At 71.4% G+C, this 14,238-nt stretch carries 14 protein-coding genes and 1 pseudogene; 9 read left to right on the forward strand and 6 right to left on the reverse strand.

All coding sequences use genetic code 11. From position 1 onward, the window contains the following. The 5 genes from N790_RS14580 to hemC all read left to right on the forward strand — a co-directional run. On the forward strand, positions 1 to 373 hold a 373-nt coding region (locus N790_RS14580), incomplete at its 5' end, for an energy transducer TonB (RefSeq protein ID WP_043805428.1). A gap of 51 nt (positions 374 to 424) precedes the next feature. Then, complete coding sequence (gene hemP, locus N790_RS14585; RefSeq protein WP_043805429.1) at positions 425 to 610, forward strand: hemin uptake protein HemP; 186 nt, start codon at positions 425 to 427, stop codon at positions 608 to 610. Positions 611 to 661: 51 nt separating this feature from the next. Beyond that, on the forward strand, positions 662 to 1,333 hold the full coding sequence (locus N790_RS14590) for an alpha/beta hydrolase (protein ID WP_043805431.1): 672 nt from the start codon (positions 662 to 664) through the stop codon (positions 1,331 to 1,333). 31 nt (positions 1,334 to 1,364) lie between these two features. Further along, complete coding sequence (locus N790_RS14595) at positions 1,365 to 2,093, forward strand: LytR/AlgR family response regulator transcription factor (RefSeq protein WP_043805432.1); 729 nt, start codon at positions 1,365 to 1,367, stop codon at positions 2,091 to 2,093. Positions 2,094 to 2,102: 9 nt separating this feature from the next. Then, positions 2,103 to 3,011 carry a hydroxymethylbilane synthase gene (hemC, locus tag N790_RS14600; protein WP_043805433.1) on the forward strand — a complete coding sequence of 303 codons (909 nt, stop codon included), beginning with the start codon at positions 2,103 to 2,105 and terminating at the stop codon, positions 3,009 to 3,011. A 95-nt stretch (positions 3,012 to 3,106) separates the two neighbouring features. On the opposite strand, the gene N790_RS14605 is transcribed toward hemC, so the two are convergent. Genes N790_RS14605 through N790_RS14620 form a run of 4 tightly spaced genes read right to left on the reverse strand, consistent with a single transcriptional unit; the run spans position 3,107 to position 9,440 of the window. Further along, entirely contained in the window at positions 3,107 to 4,072 is a 966-nt protein-coding gene (locus N790_RS14605) for a dimethyl sulfoxide reductase anchor subunit family protein (protein ID WP_043805434.1), read from the reverse strand. Position 4,073: 1 nt separating this feature from the next. After that, on the reverse strand, positions 4,074 to 4,826 hold the full coding sequence (locus N790_RS14610) for a 4Fe-4S dicluster domain-containing protein (protein ID WP_043805435.1): 753 nt from the start codon (positions 4,824 to 4,826) through the stop codon (positions 4,074 to 4,076). A gap of 1 nt (position 4,827) precedes the next feature. Next, positions 4,828 to 6,606, reverse strand: coding sequence for an SLC13 family permease (locus N790_RS14615; RefSeq protein WP_043805436.1), 1,779 nt, complete (start codon positions 6,604 to 6,606; stop codon positions 4,828 to 4,830). Further along, positions 6,603 to 9,440 carry a molybdopterin oxidoreductase family protein gene (locus N790_RS14620; RefSeq protein ID WP_211252010.1) on the reverse strand — a complete coding sequence of 946 codons (2,838 nt, stop codon included), beginning with the start codon at positions 9,438 to 9,440 and terminating at the stop codon, positions 6,603 to 6,605. Before N790_RS14620 ends, N790_RS14615 begins: the two co-directional genes overlap by 4 nt. Positions 9,441 to 9,524: 84 nt before the next feature. Here N790_RS14620 and N790_RS14625 point away from each other — a divergent pair, with 84 nt between their 5' ends. Further along, positions 9,525 to 10,493 (forward strand): helix-turn-helix transcriptional regulator, encoded by a 969-nt coding sequence (locus tag N790_RS14625; RefSeq protein ID WP_043805438.1) that lies wholly within the window; start codon positions 9,525 to 9,527, stop codon positions 10,491 to 10,493. Next, entirely contained in the window at positions 10,483 to 11,445 is a 963-nt protein-coding gene (locus N790_RS14630; RefSeq protein WP_043805439.1) for a patatin-like phospholipase family protein, read from the forward strand. The genes N790_RS14625 and N790_RS14630 overlap by 11 nt, the downstream gene beginning before the upstream one ends. Before the next feature lie 3 nt (positions 11,446 to 11,448). Here N790_RS14630 and N790_RS14635 read toward each other — a convergent pair whose 3' ends face one another. Further along, the gene (locus N790_RS14635; RefSeq protein WP_043805440.1) at positions 11,449 to 12,009 is read right to left on the reverse strand and encodes a lipocalin family protein; all 561 of its coding nucleotides are present in this window, start codon (positions 12,007 to 12,009) and stop codon (positions 11,449 to 11,451) included. A gap of 126 nt (positions 12,010 to 12,135) precedes the next feature. On the opposite strand from N790_RS14635, the gene N790_RS14640 reads away from it, so the two are divergent. Further along, a complete protein-coding gene (locus N790_RS14640) occupies positions 12,136 to 12,456 on the forward strand; it encodes a hypothetical protein (RefSeq protein WP_043805441.1) in 321 nt (106 codons plus the stop codon). On the opposite strand, the gene N790_RS14645 is transcribed toward N790_RS14640, so the two are convergent. Next, a complete protein-coding gene (locus tag N790_RS14645; protein ID WP_043805442.1) occupies positions 12,416 to 13,915 on the reverse strand; it encodes a RimK family protein in 1,500 nt (499 codons plus the stop codon). The genes N790_RS14640 and N790_RS14645 overlap by 41 nt on opposite strands. Positions 13,916 to 13,980: 65 nt before the next feature. Here N790_RS14645 and N790_RS14650 point away from each other — a divergent pair. Beyond that, positions 13,981 to 14,238 (forward strand): annotated as a pseudogene (locus tag N790_RS14650) (GNAT family N-acetyltransferase); the annotation flags it as partial.

Here is a 14,238-nt window from a genome sequence, read left to right on the forward strand (position 1 = left end):
CCCCGCGCGCCCCGCGCCCGCCGCCACGGCCGCTGTGCCGTCGCCGGCCGTCGCCGCCTCGTCCGCACCGCCGCGCCCCAACGCCCCGGCCACCCCCGTGGTTCCCAAGCTGGTCAGCGCCCCGCAGCCGCGTTACCCGCTGATGGCGCTGCGCCGCAAGCTCGAGGGCGAAGTACTGCTCGAGCTGAGCATCCGGCCCGACGGCAGCGTGGGCAACGCCCGCGTGGTGTCCGCCACGCCGCCCGGCCTGTTCGACGATGCCGCGGTGGCCGCCGCCAGTCGCTGGCGTTTCGAGCAGGGCGCCTCGGTGGTGACCACCCGCCAGGTCCTGCGCTTCCGCCTGCCGCGCGAGGGGGTGCAGCCGGCCGGTTGACACGCAAATGCGAATCATTATCATCAAGGTCGACCCACCCAGGAGCCGGCCATGGCCTTTCCCCCGTCGAACCTTCCGCCCCTTCCCGCCAGCGTCCACCGCACGCCGGTGCCGCCGGGCCTCGAACTCGACAGCCGCGAACTGATGCGCGGCACGCGCGAGGTGCTGATCCGCCACGGCGGCCAGGTGTACCGGCTGCGGCACACGCGCAACGACAAGCTCATCCTGGTCAAGTGACCGGCGCGCGGCGGGCATAATGGGGCCCCGAACCACGGAGCCCGCCCGCGCATGAGCCTGCTGGAAACCGTCGAGCGCCAGACCGGCCCCGAGCCGCGCTGGAGCGTCCTCTGGCTGCACGGCCTCGGCGCCGATGGCCACGATTTCGCGCCCATCGTCCCCGAACTGCTGCGCCCCGGCTGGCCCGAACTGCGCTTCGTGTTCCCGCACGCGCCGGTGCGCCGCGTCACGCTCAACAACGGCGTGCCCATGCGCGCCTGGTACGACCTGCGCAACCTCGAACTCGACCAGCGCGCCGACGAAACCGGCGTGCGCGAATCCATCGCCCAGGTCGACGCCCTCATCGCCCGCGAGGCCGAGCGCGGCATCCCGCCGGAGCGCGTGCTGCTGGCCGGGTTCTCGCAGGGCGGCGCCATCGCGCTGGCCGCGGGCGTGCGCCGCGAGGCGCCGGTGGCCGGCATCATCGGCCTGTCCACCTACCTGCCGCTGGGCTCCTCCACCGCCGCCGAGGCCACGCCGGGCGGCCTGGCGACGCCCATCTTCATGGCCCACGGCCAGCTCGACCCGGTGGTGCAGGAGGCCTACGGCGTGCACAGCCGCGACCTGCTGCAGCGCCTGGGCGCCCGGGTGGACTGGCGCGTCTACGCCATGCCGCACAGCGTCTGCGCCGAGGAGATCCGCGACCTGGGCGACTGGATGCAGCAGCGGTTCCTGGCCGGCTGAGCCCGGGGCGCGGCTGGGGCATACTTCACGCATGAAGCTCCTGATCGTCGACGACGAACCGCTTGCCCGCCAGCGCCTCGCCGCGCTGGTGGCCGAGATCGGCGGGCACGTCGTCGCCGGGGAGGCCGCCAACGGCCGGGAGGCGGTCGAACAGGCCGAGGCGCTGGGCGTGGACGTGGTGCTGCTCGACATCGCCATGCCGGTGATGGACGGCCTGGAGGCCGCGCACCACCTGGCCAGCCTGCGATCGCCGCCGGCGGTTGTGTTCTGCACCGCCTTCGACCAGCACGCGCTGGCCGCCTTCGAGGCCGCCGCGGTCGATTACCTGGTCAAGCCCGTGCGCCGCGAGCGGCTGGTGGAGGCGCTCGAACGCGCGCGCCGCCACCGCGCCGCCCAGCAGCTGCCCGTGCTGCCGGGCAGCGAACGCCGCCGCACCCACCTCAGCGCGCGCCTGCGCGGCAGCCTGCGCCTGATCCCGGTCGACGAGATCCGCTACCTGCAGGCCGAGGAAAAATACGTCGTCGTGCACCACGCCCGCGGCGAGGACCTGATCGAGGAATCGCTCAAGTCGCTCGAGCTCGAGTTCGGCGACCGCTTCGTCCGCATCCACCGCAACTGCCTGGTCGCCAGCGACGAATTCGCCGAACTCCGGCGCGCCGCCGACGGCCAGGTGCACGCCCTCCTGCGCCACGACGGCGCCGCGCTCGAAGTCAGCCGGCGTTGCCTGCCGGCGCTGCGCGAGCGCCTGAAACACCTCTAGGGGAACACCATGGAAAAGATCCGGCTGGCCACGCGCGAGAGCGCCCTCGCCCTGTGGCAGACCGAACACGTCGCCGCCCGCCTGCGCGAGGCGCACCCCGGGCTCGAGGTCGAACTGGTGCCCATGACCACGCGCGGCGACCAGGTGCTGGACCAGCCGCTGGCCGAGATCGGCGGCAAGGGCCTGTTCCTGAAGGAGCTCGAGGTGGCCATGCTCGAAGGCCGCGCCGACGCCGCCGTGCATTCGCTCAAGGACGTGCCGATGGAGCTCGAGGGCCCGTTCGAACTGGCCGCGGTGCTCGAGCGCGCCGATCCGTTCGACGCCTTCGTGTCCAACCAGTTCGCATCGCTGGAAGAGCTGCCCTTCGGCGCGCGCGTGGGCACCTCGTCGCTGCGCCGGCAGGCGCTGCTGCGCGCGCACCGCCCCGACCTGAAGCTGCTCGACCTGCGCGGCAACGTGAACACGCGCCTGGCCAAGCTCGACGCCGGCGACTACGACGCCATCGTGCTGGCCTGCGCCGGGCTCGAGCGCCTGGGCCTGGGCGCGCGCATCCGCGAACGCCTGCAGGCGCCGCGTTTCATCCCGGCCGCGGCCCAGGGCGCGGTGGCGGTGGAATGCCGCCAGGGCGATGCCGCCACGCTGGCACTGTTCGCGCCGCTCGACCACGAATCCACGCGCCTGTGCACCCGCGCCGAGCGCGCCATGACGCGCCTGCTCGGCGGCAGCTGCCGCGTGCCCATCGCCGCCTATGCCACGCTGAAAGGCGACCGGCTTTCGCTCGAAGGCCTGGTGGGCGACGCCAAGACCGGCCAGACGGTGCGCGGCTACGCCAGCGGCCCGGTGGCGGAGCCCGAAAAGCTCGGCGAACAGGTCGCCGACATGCTCGTCGCCCGCGGCGCCGACGCCCTCCTGCCCTGAGCCGCGACGCCCTTCTGTAGGAGCGGCTTCAGCCGCGACGCCTTTCGCGGAAAGCCTCGCGGCTGAAGCCGCTACTACAAAAGCGTCCGGGCAGCTCAGTAGTACAGCATCACCAGGTGCTTCGCCTCAGCGAAGAACAGCCAGCGCTCCACCAGCGCGCCCAGCAGCGACGAAAGCACCGCCAGCACCAGGGCCGGCGTCGCCGCGGCCGGCACGGCCCAGGCCAGCAGGCAGGCCAGCACCGGCACGGCGGCGAACAGCAGCAACGCGATGATCCGCAGCTTGCGCGAATGCTTTCGCGCCAGCACGAAGCCCATTTCGGTGGTGAGGTAGTTCGCTTCGGTGTGCGGCCGCTCGAACACCGTGGCCACGCGCCCGGCCGGCAGCCCCAGCGCCGACGCGCGCGACACTGGCAGCGGCGCGCGGTCGATGCCGCGCCAGTACACGAGCTTCATCACCGCCAGCCCCAGCGCCAGCCCACCCGCCACCGCCAGCAGCGGCGCGATCGCCAGCCCACCCGACAGCCGCTGGCCCAGCAGCATCAGCAGCAGCCCGGTCAGCAGCGCGAACACCAGGTACACCGGCAGCACCAGCGGGTGCCGCCACGCGGGCACCGGCTTGAGCGAGGCGTAGATCATGGCCGTGCAGGCCACCGTGGCCAGCGCCAGCATCGCCGCCGCCAGGATCACCCAGCGCGCGCCGTCGTCCAGGCCCGCGCCGGTGCTTTCACCGCGCAGCGGCGCCGAGAGCCACCAGGCCAGCAGGCCCACCGGCAGGTACACGAGCACCGCCAGCACGCCTTCGCGCGACAGCCAGGAGCTGCGCCACTGCGACAGTGCGCGCCAGGCCCGCTGCGGCTGGCCCAGGTGCCCCAGCGAGCTCAGCAGGCCCGCGGTGAACAGCGCGGTGGCGGTGCCGATCAGCCCCAGGAACAGCACCGGCGCCACGCCCAGCAGCGCGCCGCCGCGGTCGAAGCCCAGCAGCAGCATGGTCCAGGCCAGCAGGCCGTAACCCGCGCCGGAAAGCGTGGTGAAGAACAGGACGGAAAAAGCCGGATGCATGTCAGCGGCTCAGGGCGCGGTCGAGCCAGCGCAGCAGCGGGTTGAGTTGCGAAGCGTCCAGCGTTTCCGCCGGCGCGGGGACCGTGGCCCCGTCCGGCGGGCCGGCGCGGCGCGGGCGCGGCGGCAGGTAGCGATTCACCGGCGCGTAGCCGAGCTCGGGCATCAGCGGCACGCCGCCGCGTTCGGCCACCAGCTGCGACACGGCGGACTCCGGGTCGCCCAGGTCGCCGAAGTGGCGCGCCTTGGTCGGGCAGGCCTGCACGCAGGCCGGCTGGCGCGAGGCCTCGGGAATGGTTTCGTTGTAGATGCGGTCCACGCACAGCGTGCATTTCTTCATCACGCCCTCGACCGCGCTGTACTCGCGCGCGCCGTAGGGGCAGGCCCAGCTGCAGAGCTTGCAGCCGATGCACTTGTCCTCGTCCACCAGCACGATGCCGTCTTCGGCGCGCTTGTAGCTGGCGCCGGTGGGGCAGACGGTGACGCAGGCCGGCGTTTCGCAGTGCAGGCAGCTGCGCGGGAAGTGCAGGGTGCTCGCCGGCTGGTCGGCGCTGGCCGCCACCTCGTAGGAATGCACGCGGTTGAACCACACGCCGCTGGGGTCCTTGGCGTAGGGCCGCTCGTCGGTGAGCGGGCCGGAGATGCCGCCCGCGTTCCATTCCTTGCACGACACCGCGCAGGCATGGCAGCCCACGCAGGTGTCGAGGTCGATCACCAGCCCCAGTTTCCGGGCCGTCGGCTTGGGAAGGTCGGTCATGTCAGAAGGGGAAGTACTTCGGGATCAGCCATACGGCCAGGGCCCAGAACAGCAGGTTGAGCGGGATGCCCATCTTCATGAAGTCGGTGAACCGGTAGTTGCCGGCGTTGTAGACCATGGTGTTGGTCTGGTAGCCCACCGGCGTGGCGAAGCTGGTGGACGCGGCGAACAGCACCGCCACCAGGAAAGGCGTGGGGCTGACGCCCAGCGACACGGCCGTGGAATAGGCGATGGGCGTGATGAGCACCGCGGCGGCGTTGTTGCTCATCAGCTCGGTCAGCAGCGCCGTCACCAGGTACACCGCGGCCAGCACGGCCAGCGGGCCGAAGCTGCCGACCCAGTCCACCGAGAAATCGGCGATGCCCTGCGCCAGCCCCGACTTCTGCATGGCGATGCCCAGCGGCAGCACGCCGGCCAGCAGCACGATGACCCGCCAGTCCACGGCCTGGTAGGCCTGGTCGTTGCCCATGCAGCGCGTGGCCACCAGGGCGATGCCGCCGAGGATGGACGAGGCGACGATGGGCAGCCAGCCCAGCGCCGCCACGGCGATCGCCGCGGCCATGATGGCGATCGCCAGCAGCGCCTTGCTGCGCGGCTTGTCCGCCTCGCCCCGCTCGTTGAGCACCACCAGGTTGTTGTTGGTGCGCAGCACGTCGAGTTCGGCGCGGGTGCACATGAGCAGCAGCACGTCGCCCACGTTGAGGCTGACGTCCTTGATCTTCTCGCGCAGCACCTCGCCGCGCCGGTGCAGCGCCAGCACGGTGGCGTTGTAGGCCCACTGGAAGTCCAGCTCGGCCAGGCTGCGGCCGACCAGGCGCGCGCCGGGCGCCACCATGGCTTCCACCAGCACCTGGGCCTGCTCGCCGTCTTCGCCCGTGAACTGGCTGTCCTGCAGCTTGAACTCAGGCTCGAGCTCCAGCCGGGCCTCGTCCTTGAGCGCCTTGAGCTGTTCCCAGTTGCCGCGCACCAGCAACACGTCGCCCTCGCGCAGTTCCTCGGCGCGCGGCGACCAGTGCTTCTGCTCGCCGCGCATCAGCTCGAGCACGTAGACCGAACGCTTTTCGGCAAGCTGCGCCTGCGCCACCGACTTGCCGATCAGCGGCGAGCCCGGCATCACGCGCAGCTCGGTGATGTACTTGCCCAGTTCGTAGGCCTCGGTCAGCGGCGCAGGCGGGTGGTGCGGCAGCAGCCAGCGCCGGAACAGCAGCAGGTAGGCGAAGCCGACCAGCATGGTGACCAGGCCCAGCGGCGCGAAATCGAACAGGCCGAAACCCGGGTGGCCCAGGTCCTTGGCCAGCGAGTTCACCAGCAGGTTGGTCGACGTGCCGATCAGCGTGCACACGCCGCCCATCTGCGCGGCGTAGGACAGCGGGATCAGCACCTGCGAGGGCGAGCTGCGGTTCGCCGCGGTGGCCGCCAGCACCAGCGGCAGGAACACCGCCACCGCCGCCGTGTTGTTGACGAAGGCCGAGATCGGGCCCACCACGAACATGATCAGCAGCAGGAACAGCCACGGCCGCTTCACCCGCCCGAACAGGCGGCCGATGGACGAGAGCGCGCCGGTGTGGGCCAGGCCGGCGCTGAGCACGAACATGGCCGCCACCGTGATGGTGGCTTCGCTGGAGAACCCCGACAGCGCCTCGGCCGGCGTCACCAGGCCCAGCACCAGCAGGCTGGCCAGCACCAGCATGGCCACCACGTCCACCGGCAGCTTCTCGGTCACGAACAGCGCCACCGCGCCCACCAGCACGGCCAGGGTCAGCAGGGCTTCCATGGTCATGGCCCGGCCCTCCGGAAGCCGGCGCCGTAGCGCAGCGGCGTGGTGTCGGGGTTGTCGCCCAGCGGCGCGAACTGCGGGTGGCTTTCTTCGCCGGCGCCGGCCTTGCGCAGCGACACCCGCAGGTCGAACCACGCGGCCTGGCCGGTCACCGGGTCGGCGTTGGCGTAATCGCCGCCGGGCAGCTGGTCGGAAATCAGGTGGTTGAGCAGGAAACCCCGGGTGGCCTCGGGCGCGTCGGCGGCCAGCTTCCAGGCGCCGCGGCGCTTGCCGATGGCGTTCCAGGTCCAGACCGTGTCGGGCTGCACGTTGCCGGCCAGGCGGCAGGGCACGGTGATGCGGCCGTGGTGCGAATCCACGTGCACCCAGTCGTCGTCGGCCAGGCCATGGCGCGCCGCGGTTTCCGGGTGCAGGTACAGGTAGTTGCGCGCGGCGATCTGCCGCAGCCAGGCGTTCTGCGAACCCCAGGCGTGGTACATGAAGGGCGGGCGCTGGGTGACGGCGCTGAGCGGGAAACGGCCGGGCTCGAGCCGCGCGCCCTCGAAGGGCTCGTACCACATCGGCAGCGGGTCGAAATACGTGGCCACGCGGTCGCGCTCGGCTTCGGGCGGCAGCACCGGGCCATGTCCCTGCGCGGCCAGGCGGAATTTCTGCAGTGTCTCCGAATACAGCTGCAGCACCACCGGCTCGGCCCTGGCGATGAAGCCCATGGACTGCGACCACGCAAGGTAATCGCGGTTGGCCATCTTGAAGTAGCGGCCGGCGGCCGGAACGTCGGCGCTCCAGAAGCCGCCGTTCTCGCGGTAGCGCTCCAGCTGCGCCGGGTTGGGCGCGCCCTTGCCGTGCTGGCTGCCGTCGCCGCGCCAGCCGGCCAGCAGGCCCACGCCGGGCGCGCGTTCGTGGCGGACGATGTAGTCGGCGTAGTCGCGGTAGCGCGGCGTGCCGTCGTCGTCCACCAGCGCCGGCAGGCCGATGCGCGCGCCCAGGTCGAGCAGCACGCTCTGGAAGCCGCGCACGTCGCGGCCTTCGCGCTGGGTGGCCGGGTCGAGCACCGGGTGGCGGAGGGCGTCGGCGGCGCGTTCGGCGTCGGAGATCGGGCGGTCGAGCAGGGAAATGGCGTCGAAGCGCTCGAGGTAGGTGGTGTCGGGCAGCACCAGGTCGGCGTAGGCCACCATCTCGCTCGAATACGCGTCGGAGTAAATGATGCGCGGGATGCGGTACTGGCCGTCGTCGCCCTTGTCGGTGAGCCAGTGCATGGTCTCGGCGGTGTTCATGGCCGAGTTCCAGCTCATGTTGGCCATGAACAGCATCAGCACGTCCACCGGCTTGGGGTCGGCGGCCCAGGCGTTGCGGATGACGGTGTGCAGCATGCCGTGCACGGCCAGCGGGTAGCGCCAGGAATAGGCGTGGTCGAGCCGGCGCGGCTGGCCATCGGCGTCCACCAGCAGGTCTTCGGGGCCGTGCACGAAGCCCAGCGGCGCGGCGTCGAGCGCGCCGTCGGCCTGGCGTGACTTGCCGGGCCGGTTCGCGGGTGGAATGGGGCGCGGGAACGGTGGCTGGTAGCGGAAGCTGCCCGGCGTATCCACCGCGCCCAGCAGCAGCTGCAGCAGGTGCAGCGCGCGGCAGGTGTGGAAGCCGTTGCTGTGCGCGCTGATGCCGCGCATGGCGTGGAAGGCCACCGGGCGGCCGACCATGCGCTCGTGGCGGCGGCCGTGCATGTCGGTCCAGGGCTGTTCGATGACCACGGGGTCGTCGAAGGCCGCTGCGGCGATTTCCGCGGCGATGCGCCGGATCGTGGCGGCCGGCACGCCGCAGCGCTCCGCCACGGCCTCGGGTGCGTACTGCGGGTCCAGGTAACGCCGGGCGACCAGATGGAAGGCCGGGCGAACGCGGCGGCCGTCGGGCAGCGTGTACTCGCCCACCACAGCCGGATTCAGCCCCGTTCCTTCCGCGGGCGCCGCTCCTACGGAAGCCAGATCCCGGTTCCAGCAGAGGGGCCGGCCCTCGGCGTCGCGCGCGAACAGGCCGTCATCGGCCCCTCCCGGGTTGTCGACCACCAGCCAGTGCGCGTTGGTGAAGTTCACCAGGTAATCGAGGTCGATCCGGTCGGCCTTGAGCAATTCATGGATGAGCGCGAAGGCGAACAGCCCGTCGGTGCCGGGGCGGATGCCGATCCACTCGTCGGCGATGGCGCCATAGCCGCTGCGCACCGGGTTCACGGCCACCACCTTGGCGCCGCGGCCCTTGAGCTGGCCCAGGCCCAGCTTGATGGGGTTGGAGTCGTGGTCTTCGGCGACGCCCCAGAGCACCAGGTACTTCGTGTGCTCCCAGTCGGGCTCGCCGAATTCCCAGAAGCTGCCGCCCAGCGTGTACAGCCCGCCGGCGGCCATGTTCACCGAGCAGAAGCCGCCGTGCGCGGCGTAGTTGATGGTGCCGTACTGCTGCGCCCACCAGCCGGTGAGGGCCTGGCTCTGGTCGCGGCCGGTGAAGAAGGCCAGGCGGTCGGGGTCGCGTTCGCGGGCCTCGCTCAGCCAGCCGGCGGCCAGGGCCAGGGCTTCGTCCCATTCGATCTCGCGGAATTTGTTCTCGCCGCGTTCGCCCACCCGCAGCAGCGGTTTGTCCAGCCGCGCGGGGGAATAGTGCTGCAGGATGCCGGCCGAGCCCTTGGCGCAGAGCACGCCGCGGTTCACCGGGTGCGCCGGGTTGCCTTCGATGTAGCGCACGCGGTCGCCGCGCAGGTGCACGTTGATGCCGCAGCGGCAGGCGCACATGTAGCAGGTCGTCTGCCGGACCTGGTCGCCCACGGGTTGTTGCAGGTCGAGGTCGGGCTCGCGCATGGCGGGCATTGTGCCAGTGGCGGGGCAGGGGCAGGAACTGCCATCCTAGGCATCTCGAACGCGACAGCCGGAACGCCCCCAGCCATGGACCGCTACGAGCGCATCCTCGCCCTCCACAGGAGCCTCAAGACCGCCCGCTACCCGGTGCCGATCCGGCGCCTGATGGAAGAGCTGGCGTGTTCGCGCGCCACGCTCTACCGCGACATCGCCTTCCTGCGCGACGCGCTCGGCGCGCCGATCGAAAGCGAAGGCGAGGGCAGCATCCGCTACGACGAAAAGGAGGCCGAGCGCTTCGAGCTGCCCGGCCTGTGGCTCAATTCCGACGAACTGCACGCGCTGCTGGCCGCGCACCAGCTGCTCGACCGCACCGGCCAGGGCGTGCTTTCCAGCGCGCTGGCGCCGCTCAAGGGCCGCATCGAAACCCTGCTGGCGCAGCAGGCCGGCGGCAAGCGCTGGCCGGTGGAGCGCGTGCGCGTGATCGCGTCCGGCGTGCGCCGGCGCGACGAACTGGCCTTCCGGCTGGTGGCCAGCGCGGTGCTCGACCGTCGCCAGCTGGAATTCGACTACCTGGCGCGCTCCACCAACGAGCGCACCCACCGCAAGGTGTCGCCGCAGCGGCTCACGCACTACAAGGACAACTGGTACCTCGACGCCTGGGACCACGAGCGCGAGGCGCTGCGCAGCTTCTCGGTGGACCGCGTGCAGCATGCGCGCATCCTGGACGCCGCCGCCCGCGACCTGCCCGACGAAGAGCTCAACCAGCACCTGGCCTCGAGCTACGGCATCTTCTCGGGCGCGCCCAAGGGCACGGCCACCATTGTTTTCTCGGCGAAGGCCGCGCGCTGGGTGGCCGACGAGCACTGGCACTCGAAGCAGGAAGGCCGCTTCCTGCCCGACGGCCGCTACGAACTGCGCCTGCCCTACAGCAATGCCAAGGAGCTGCTGATGGACGTGCTGCGCTACGGCGCCGACGCCGAGGTGGTGGAGCCGGCCGCGCTGCGCGCCCAGGCGCGCACCATGCTGCAGCTGGCGCTGTCGGCGTATGAACGCTGAGGGCGCCGGCCGCGGCCGCCCGCACGGCCGCCGGGTGGCGCTGGTGCTGGGCGCCGGCGGCGCGCGCGGCATCGCGCACGTGGGCGTGATCCAGGCGATCGAGGCGCGCGGTTACCAGATCGCCGGCATCGCCGGGGCCTCGATGGGGTCGCTGGTGGGCGGCATCTACGCCGCGGGCCGGCTGAAGGAATACACCGAATGGGCCTGCGCGCTGGAGCGCGGCGACGTGCTGCGGCTGCTGGACTTCGTCTACGGCTACCCGGGCCTGATCCGCGGCGAGCGGGTGATCGCGGCGCTGCGCGAGCTGGTGGGCGACCATTTGATCGAAGACCTGCCGATTCCCTACACCGCCGTGGCCACCGACCTGGCCAGCCAGCGCGAGGTGTGGCTGACGCGCGGCAAGCTGTTCGACGCCATCCGCGCTTCCATCGCCATCCCGATGATCTTCACGCCGGCGATCTTCGAGGGCCGCGAACTGGTGGACGGCGGCCTGCTGGCGCCGGTGCCCATCGCCGCCACGCGGCAGATGCGGGTGGACCGGGTGATCGCGGTGGACGTGAACGGGCCGGTGCCCTGGACCAACCCGCACCTGGAGCCGCGGGCCGAGGAAGTGGTGGCCGGCCATGCCGCGGAAGACGAGGTCGGGGACGCGAGCGACGGCCCGGAGAGCCTGGGCGAGCGCATGGCGTCGATCTGGGGATCGATCGCGTCCTCGGTGTCGCCGGGGCGCGCCGGGAAGGTGAAGAGCCGCGGCGTGATGGACCTGATGTCGCGTTCGCTCGACACGATGCAGGCGCACATGGCGCGCGTGCAGCTGGCGCAGGATCCGCCCGACCTGCTGATCCAGCTCTCCCGCGAGGCCGCCACCTTCTACGAATTCTGGCGCGCCGGGGAACTGGTCGAAAAAGGCCGCCAAGCCGCCGAAAAGGCCCTGGACGCCGCCGGGCTGTAGTCCTTACTGGAAGCCCGGCTGGCCCACCTGCGCCGGGAACTGCGGCACCCGCTGCAAGGTTTCCGGATCGTAGCCCCAGGCGGCGAACTTGGCTCGCAGCTGCTGGTAGAGGGCCTCGTCCATGGCCTGCTCGCGCGCGAAGATCCAGGCCAGCTTGCGCCCCGGGTGGCCGATCAGCGCCCAGGAATAATCCGGCGCCACTTCCATCACCAGCAGGTCGGCCTTCACCAGGCCGCCGAAGAAGGCGATGCGCCACTGCGCGTTGTTCGTGTCCGGCACCACGGTGGCCACGCCGGCCATCGTCTTCTCGGGTTTGTCGAAGGCCTTGCGGTAGGCATAGGTGTTGGCGATGCGGCCATCCTCGCGCAGGGCGTAGATGTCGGCCGTGGCCACTTTCCCGCGTTCGGCGAAGTAGGGCACGTTGGCGATCACCCACCAGCGGCCCATGTAGCGCTCCAGGTCCACGGTGGCGGTGCTGGTCAGCGGCGGCATGGTGCTTCCTCCGGTGCTGGCGCAGGCGGCCAGCAGCATCAGCAAGGGCAGGAGCAGGAAGAGGCGGCGCATGGGCGGCTCCCGGGTGGCAAGGCCCCAGCCTGCGCCGGACCGGCTGAAGGTGGCGTCAAGCCGGCGTCTCGGTCCGTGAGACGGGGCCCGCGGAAGCTGTGTCCACGCCCACCGCAGGACACGCCCATGCCCCGTCCCCGCAACGAAGCCCCGTCCACCGTCGACCCCGCGCTTGCGCGCGCCCTGTGGCAGGCGCTGGGCCTGGCCCTGCTGGTCGTGGTCCTGCCGGTCCTGGCCTTCGGGCAGGCGCCGCTGGGGCCGGCGGCGTCGTTCTGGCTGCCGGCGCTGCCGGCCTTGGCCCTGCTCACGCTGCATCGCCGGTTCCTGGCGTCGGCGTGGCGTGCGCACCTCGTCCGCGCCACGCCACGCCGCCGCCAGCGTTTTGCCGCGCGCGCGGCCCGGCCCGCTAGTCGCGCACGCCCAGGCGCTTTCGCTCGAGCCGCCTGAGGAACTCGGACATGATGCGCAGGTACAGGTCTTCGCCCAGGTAGGCGTCCTCGACGCCGGCGTCGATGCTGGGATTGTCGTTCACCTCGATCACCACCGTGCGGTCGCCGGCCACCTTCAGGTCCACGCCATACAGGCCGTTGCCGATGGCGTTGCTGGCGCGCAGGGCCAGCCGCACCACTTCCGAGGGCGCCTCGCGCACGGGCAGGGTCTTGAAGCCGCCCGAGCGCACCGCGCCCTTGCCGGCGCCGCCCTTGGGCGCGTGGTCGTAGATCTGCCAGTGCCCGCGCGACATGAAGTACTGGCAGGCATACAGCGGCTCGCCGTCGAGCACGCCGATGCGCCAGTCGAATTCGGTGTACAGGTATTCCTGCGCCAGCAGCAGCGCGGTGTGCTGGAACAGCTGCTCGGCCGCGGCCTTGAGCTGCTCCGGCGTCTCCACCTTGTGGATGCCGCGCGAGAAGCTGCCGTCCGGGATCTTCAGCACGATCGGCAGTCCCAGCAGGTCGGGCAGGGCCTCGAGCTTGCGGGCATCGTCGCGGAACACGATCTCGGTGCGCGGGGTCGCCAGCTTGCGGCTGCGCAGGCGGTCGTGCAGGTAGATCTTGTTGGTGCAGCGCAGGATCGACACCGGGTCGTCGATCACCACCATGTCCTCGCGCTCGGCGCGGTGGGCGAAGCGGTAGGTGTGGTTGTTGATGGCCGTGGTCTCGCGGATGAACAGCGCGTCGTACTCGGCCAGCCGCGCGAAATCGCGCTTGCCCACCGGGTCCACCTCGATGTCCAGCGCCTTGCCCGCCTCGATGAACTGCTTGAGCGCCTTCCGGTTCGAAGGCGGCATCTGCTCGTCCGGGTCCTGCAGCATGGCCAGGTCGTAGCGGTACTTGCGGCGCGCGCGCGGCTTGCGCCAGAGCTTCTTGCTGAAGGCGTCCAGGGCCTCGGCGAAGGCGTCCTCCTGGTCGTCGGTGAGCGTGTGCAGGCTGGCCGGCTTGATGGCCGCGATCTGCCACACCCGCTGGCGCTCGAACTCGATGCGCAGCACCGGGCAGGGGAAGGTTTCGAACACCTGCTGGGCCAGGTCCTCCAGCGGCGCGTAGTGCGTGCGGCCGAAATACACCAGCAGGCCGAAATCGCTGGCGTCGCGCGAACCTTCCGGCAGGAACTTGCCCAGCTGCGCGTTCAGGTCCTCGATGTCCACGCCGTACAGCGAACGCCGGCGCAGGTCGTTGATGGTGCGCACGCTGGGGATCACCTTGTGCCCGCGCGCCTCGGCCAGCAGCGACACGTAGTAGCCGGTGCCCATGTACTTGTAGCTGCGGCACAGGTTGATCACCTGCGTGCGCTCGCCCTCGGCGCCGACGTCGCCGCGCAGGTAGTCGGCCGCCGCCACGACGTTGTCCGAAGGGTAATAGGAGCCCCAGTCCGAGGGCTTCTCAACGACGATGACGAGGCGGCTCATGGCGGCAGGGCGGGGGCGACGGCGGAAGCATGAGCCTTCGCCCCGCGCTTGGATAGACTGCCGCCATGACCGCCGAACCCCGCCTGCGCGCCGCCCGCGCCGCCGACCTGCCCGCCCTGCTGGCCCTGGAGGCGCGATTCCCGGGCGACCGGCTCTCGGCGCGCCAGTTCCGCCACCACCTGGCCAACCCCCGGGCCCGGCTGCGGGTGGTGGTGGGCGGGGGCGGGCTGCTGGGCTACCACCTGCTGCTGCTGCGCCGCGGCAGCGCCTGGGCCCGGCTGTATTCGATCGCGGTGGACCCGGCGGCCCGCGGCCGCGGCCTG

This window comes from Arenimonas malthae CC-JY-1, assembly GCF_000747075.1.
Taxonomy (GTDB): Bacteria; Pseudomonadota; Gammaproteobacteria; order Xanthomonadales; family Xanthomonadaceae; genus Arenimonas; species Arenimonas malthae.

Bases quoted from the DNA above. Each gene is read 5' to 3' on its own strand.
- N790_RS14645 (WP_043805442.1), bottom strand. From the start codon at position 13,915: ATGAGCCGCCTCGTCATCGTCGTTGAGAAGCCCTCGGACTGGGGCTCC.
- N790_RS14625 (WP_043805438.1), top strand. From the start codon at position 9,525: ATGGACCGCTACGAGCGCATCCTCGCCCTCCACAGGAGCCTCAAGACC.
- N790_RS14635 (WP_043805440.1), bottom strand. From the start codon at position 12,009: ATGCGCCGCCTCTTCCTGCTCCTGCCCTTGCTGATGCTGCTGGCCGCC.
- N790_RS14615 (WP_043805436.1), bottom strand. From the start codon at position 6,606: ATGACCATGGAAGCCCTGCTGACCCTGGCCGTGCTGGTGGGCGCGGTG.
- N790_RS14630 (WP_043805439.1), top strand. From the start codon at position 10,483: ATGAACGCTGAGGGCGCCGGCCGCGGCCGCCCGCACGGCCGCCGGGTG.
- N790_RS14620 (WP_211252010.1), bottom strand. From the start codon at position 9,440: ATGCGCGAGCCCGACCTCGACCTGCAACAACCCGTGGGCGACCAGGTC.
- N790_RS14590 (WP_043805431.1), top strand. From the start codon at position 662: ATGAGCCTGCTGGAAACCGTCGAGCGCCAGACCGGCCCCGAGCCGCGC.
- N790_RS14640 (WP_043805441.1), top strand. From the start codon at position 12,136: ATGCCCCGTCCCCGCAACGAAGCCCCGTCCACCGTCGACCCCGCGCTT.
- hemC (WP_043805433.1), top strand. From the start codon at position 2,103: ATGGAAAAGATCCGGCTGGCCACGCGCGAGAGCGCCCTCGCCCTGTGG.
- hemP (WP_043805429.1), top strand. From the start codon at position 425: ATGGCCTTTCCCCCGTCGAACCTTCCGCCCCTTCCCGCCAGCGTCCAC.
- N790_RS14595 (WP_043805432.1), top strand. From the start codon at position 1,365: ATGAAGCTCCTGATCGTCGACGACGAACCGCTTGCCCGCCAGCGCCTC.
- N790_RS14605 (WP_043805434.1), bottom strand. From the start codon at position 4,072: ATGCATCCGGCTTTTTCCGTCCTGTTCTTCACCACGCTTTCCGGCGCG.
- N790_RS14610 (WP_043805435.1), bottom strand. From the start codon at position 4,826: ATGACCGACCTTCCCAAGCCGACGGCCCGGAAACTGGGGCTGGTGATC.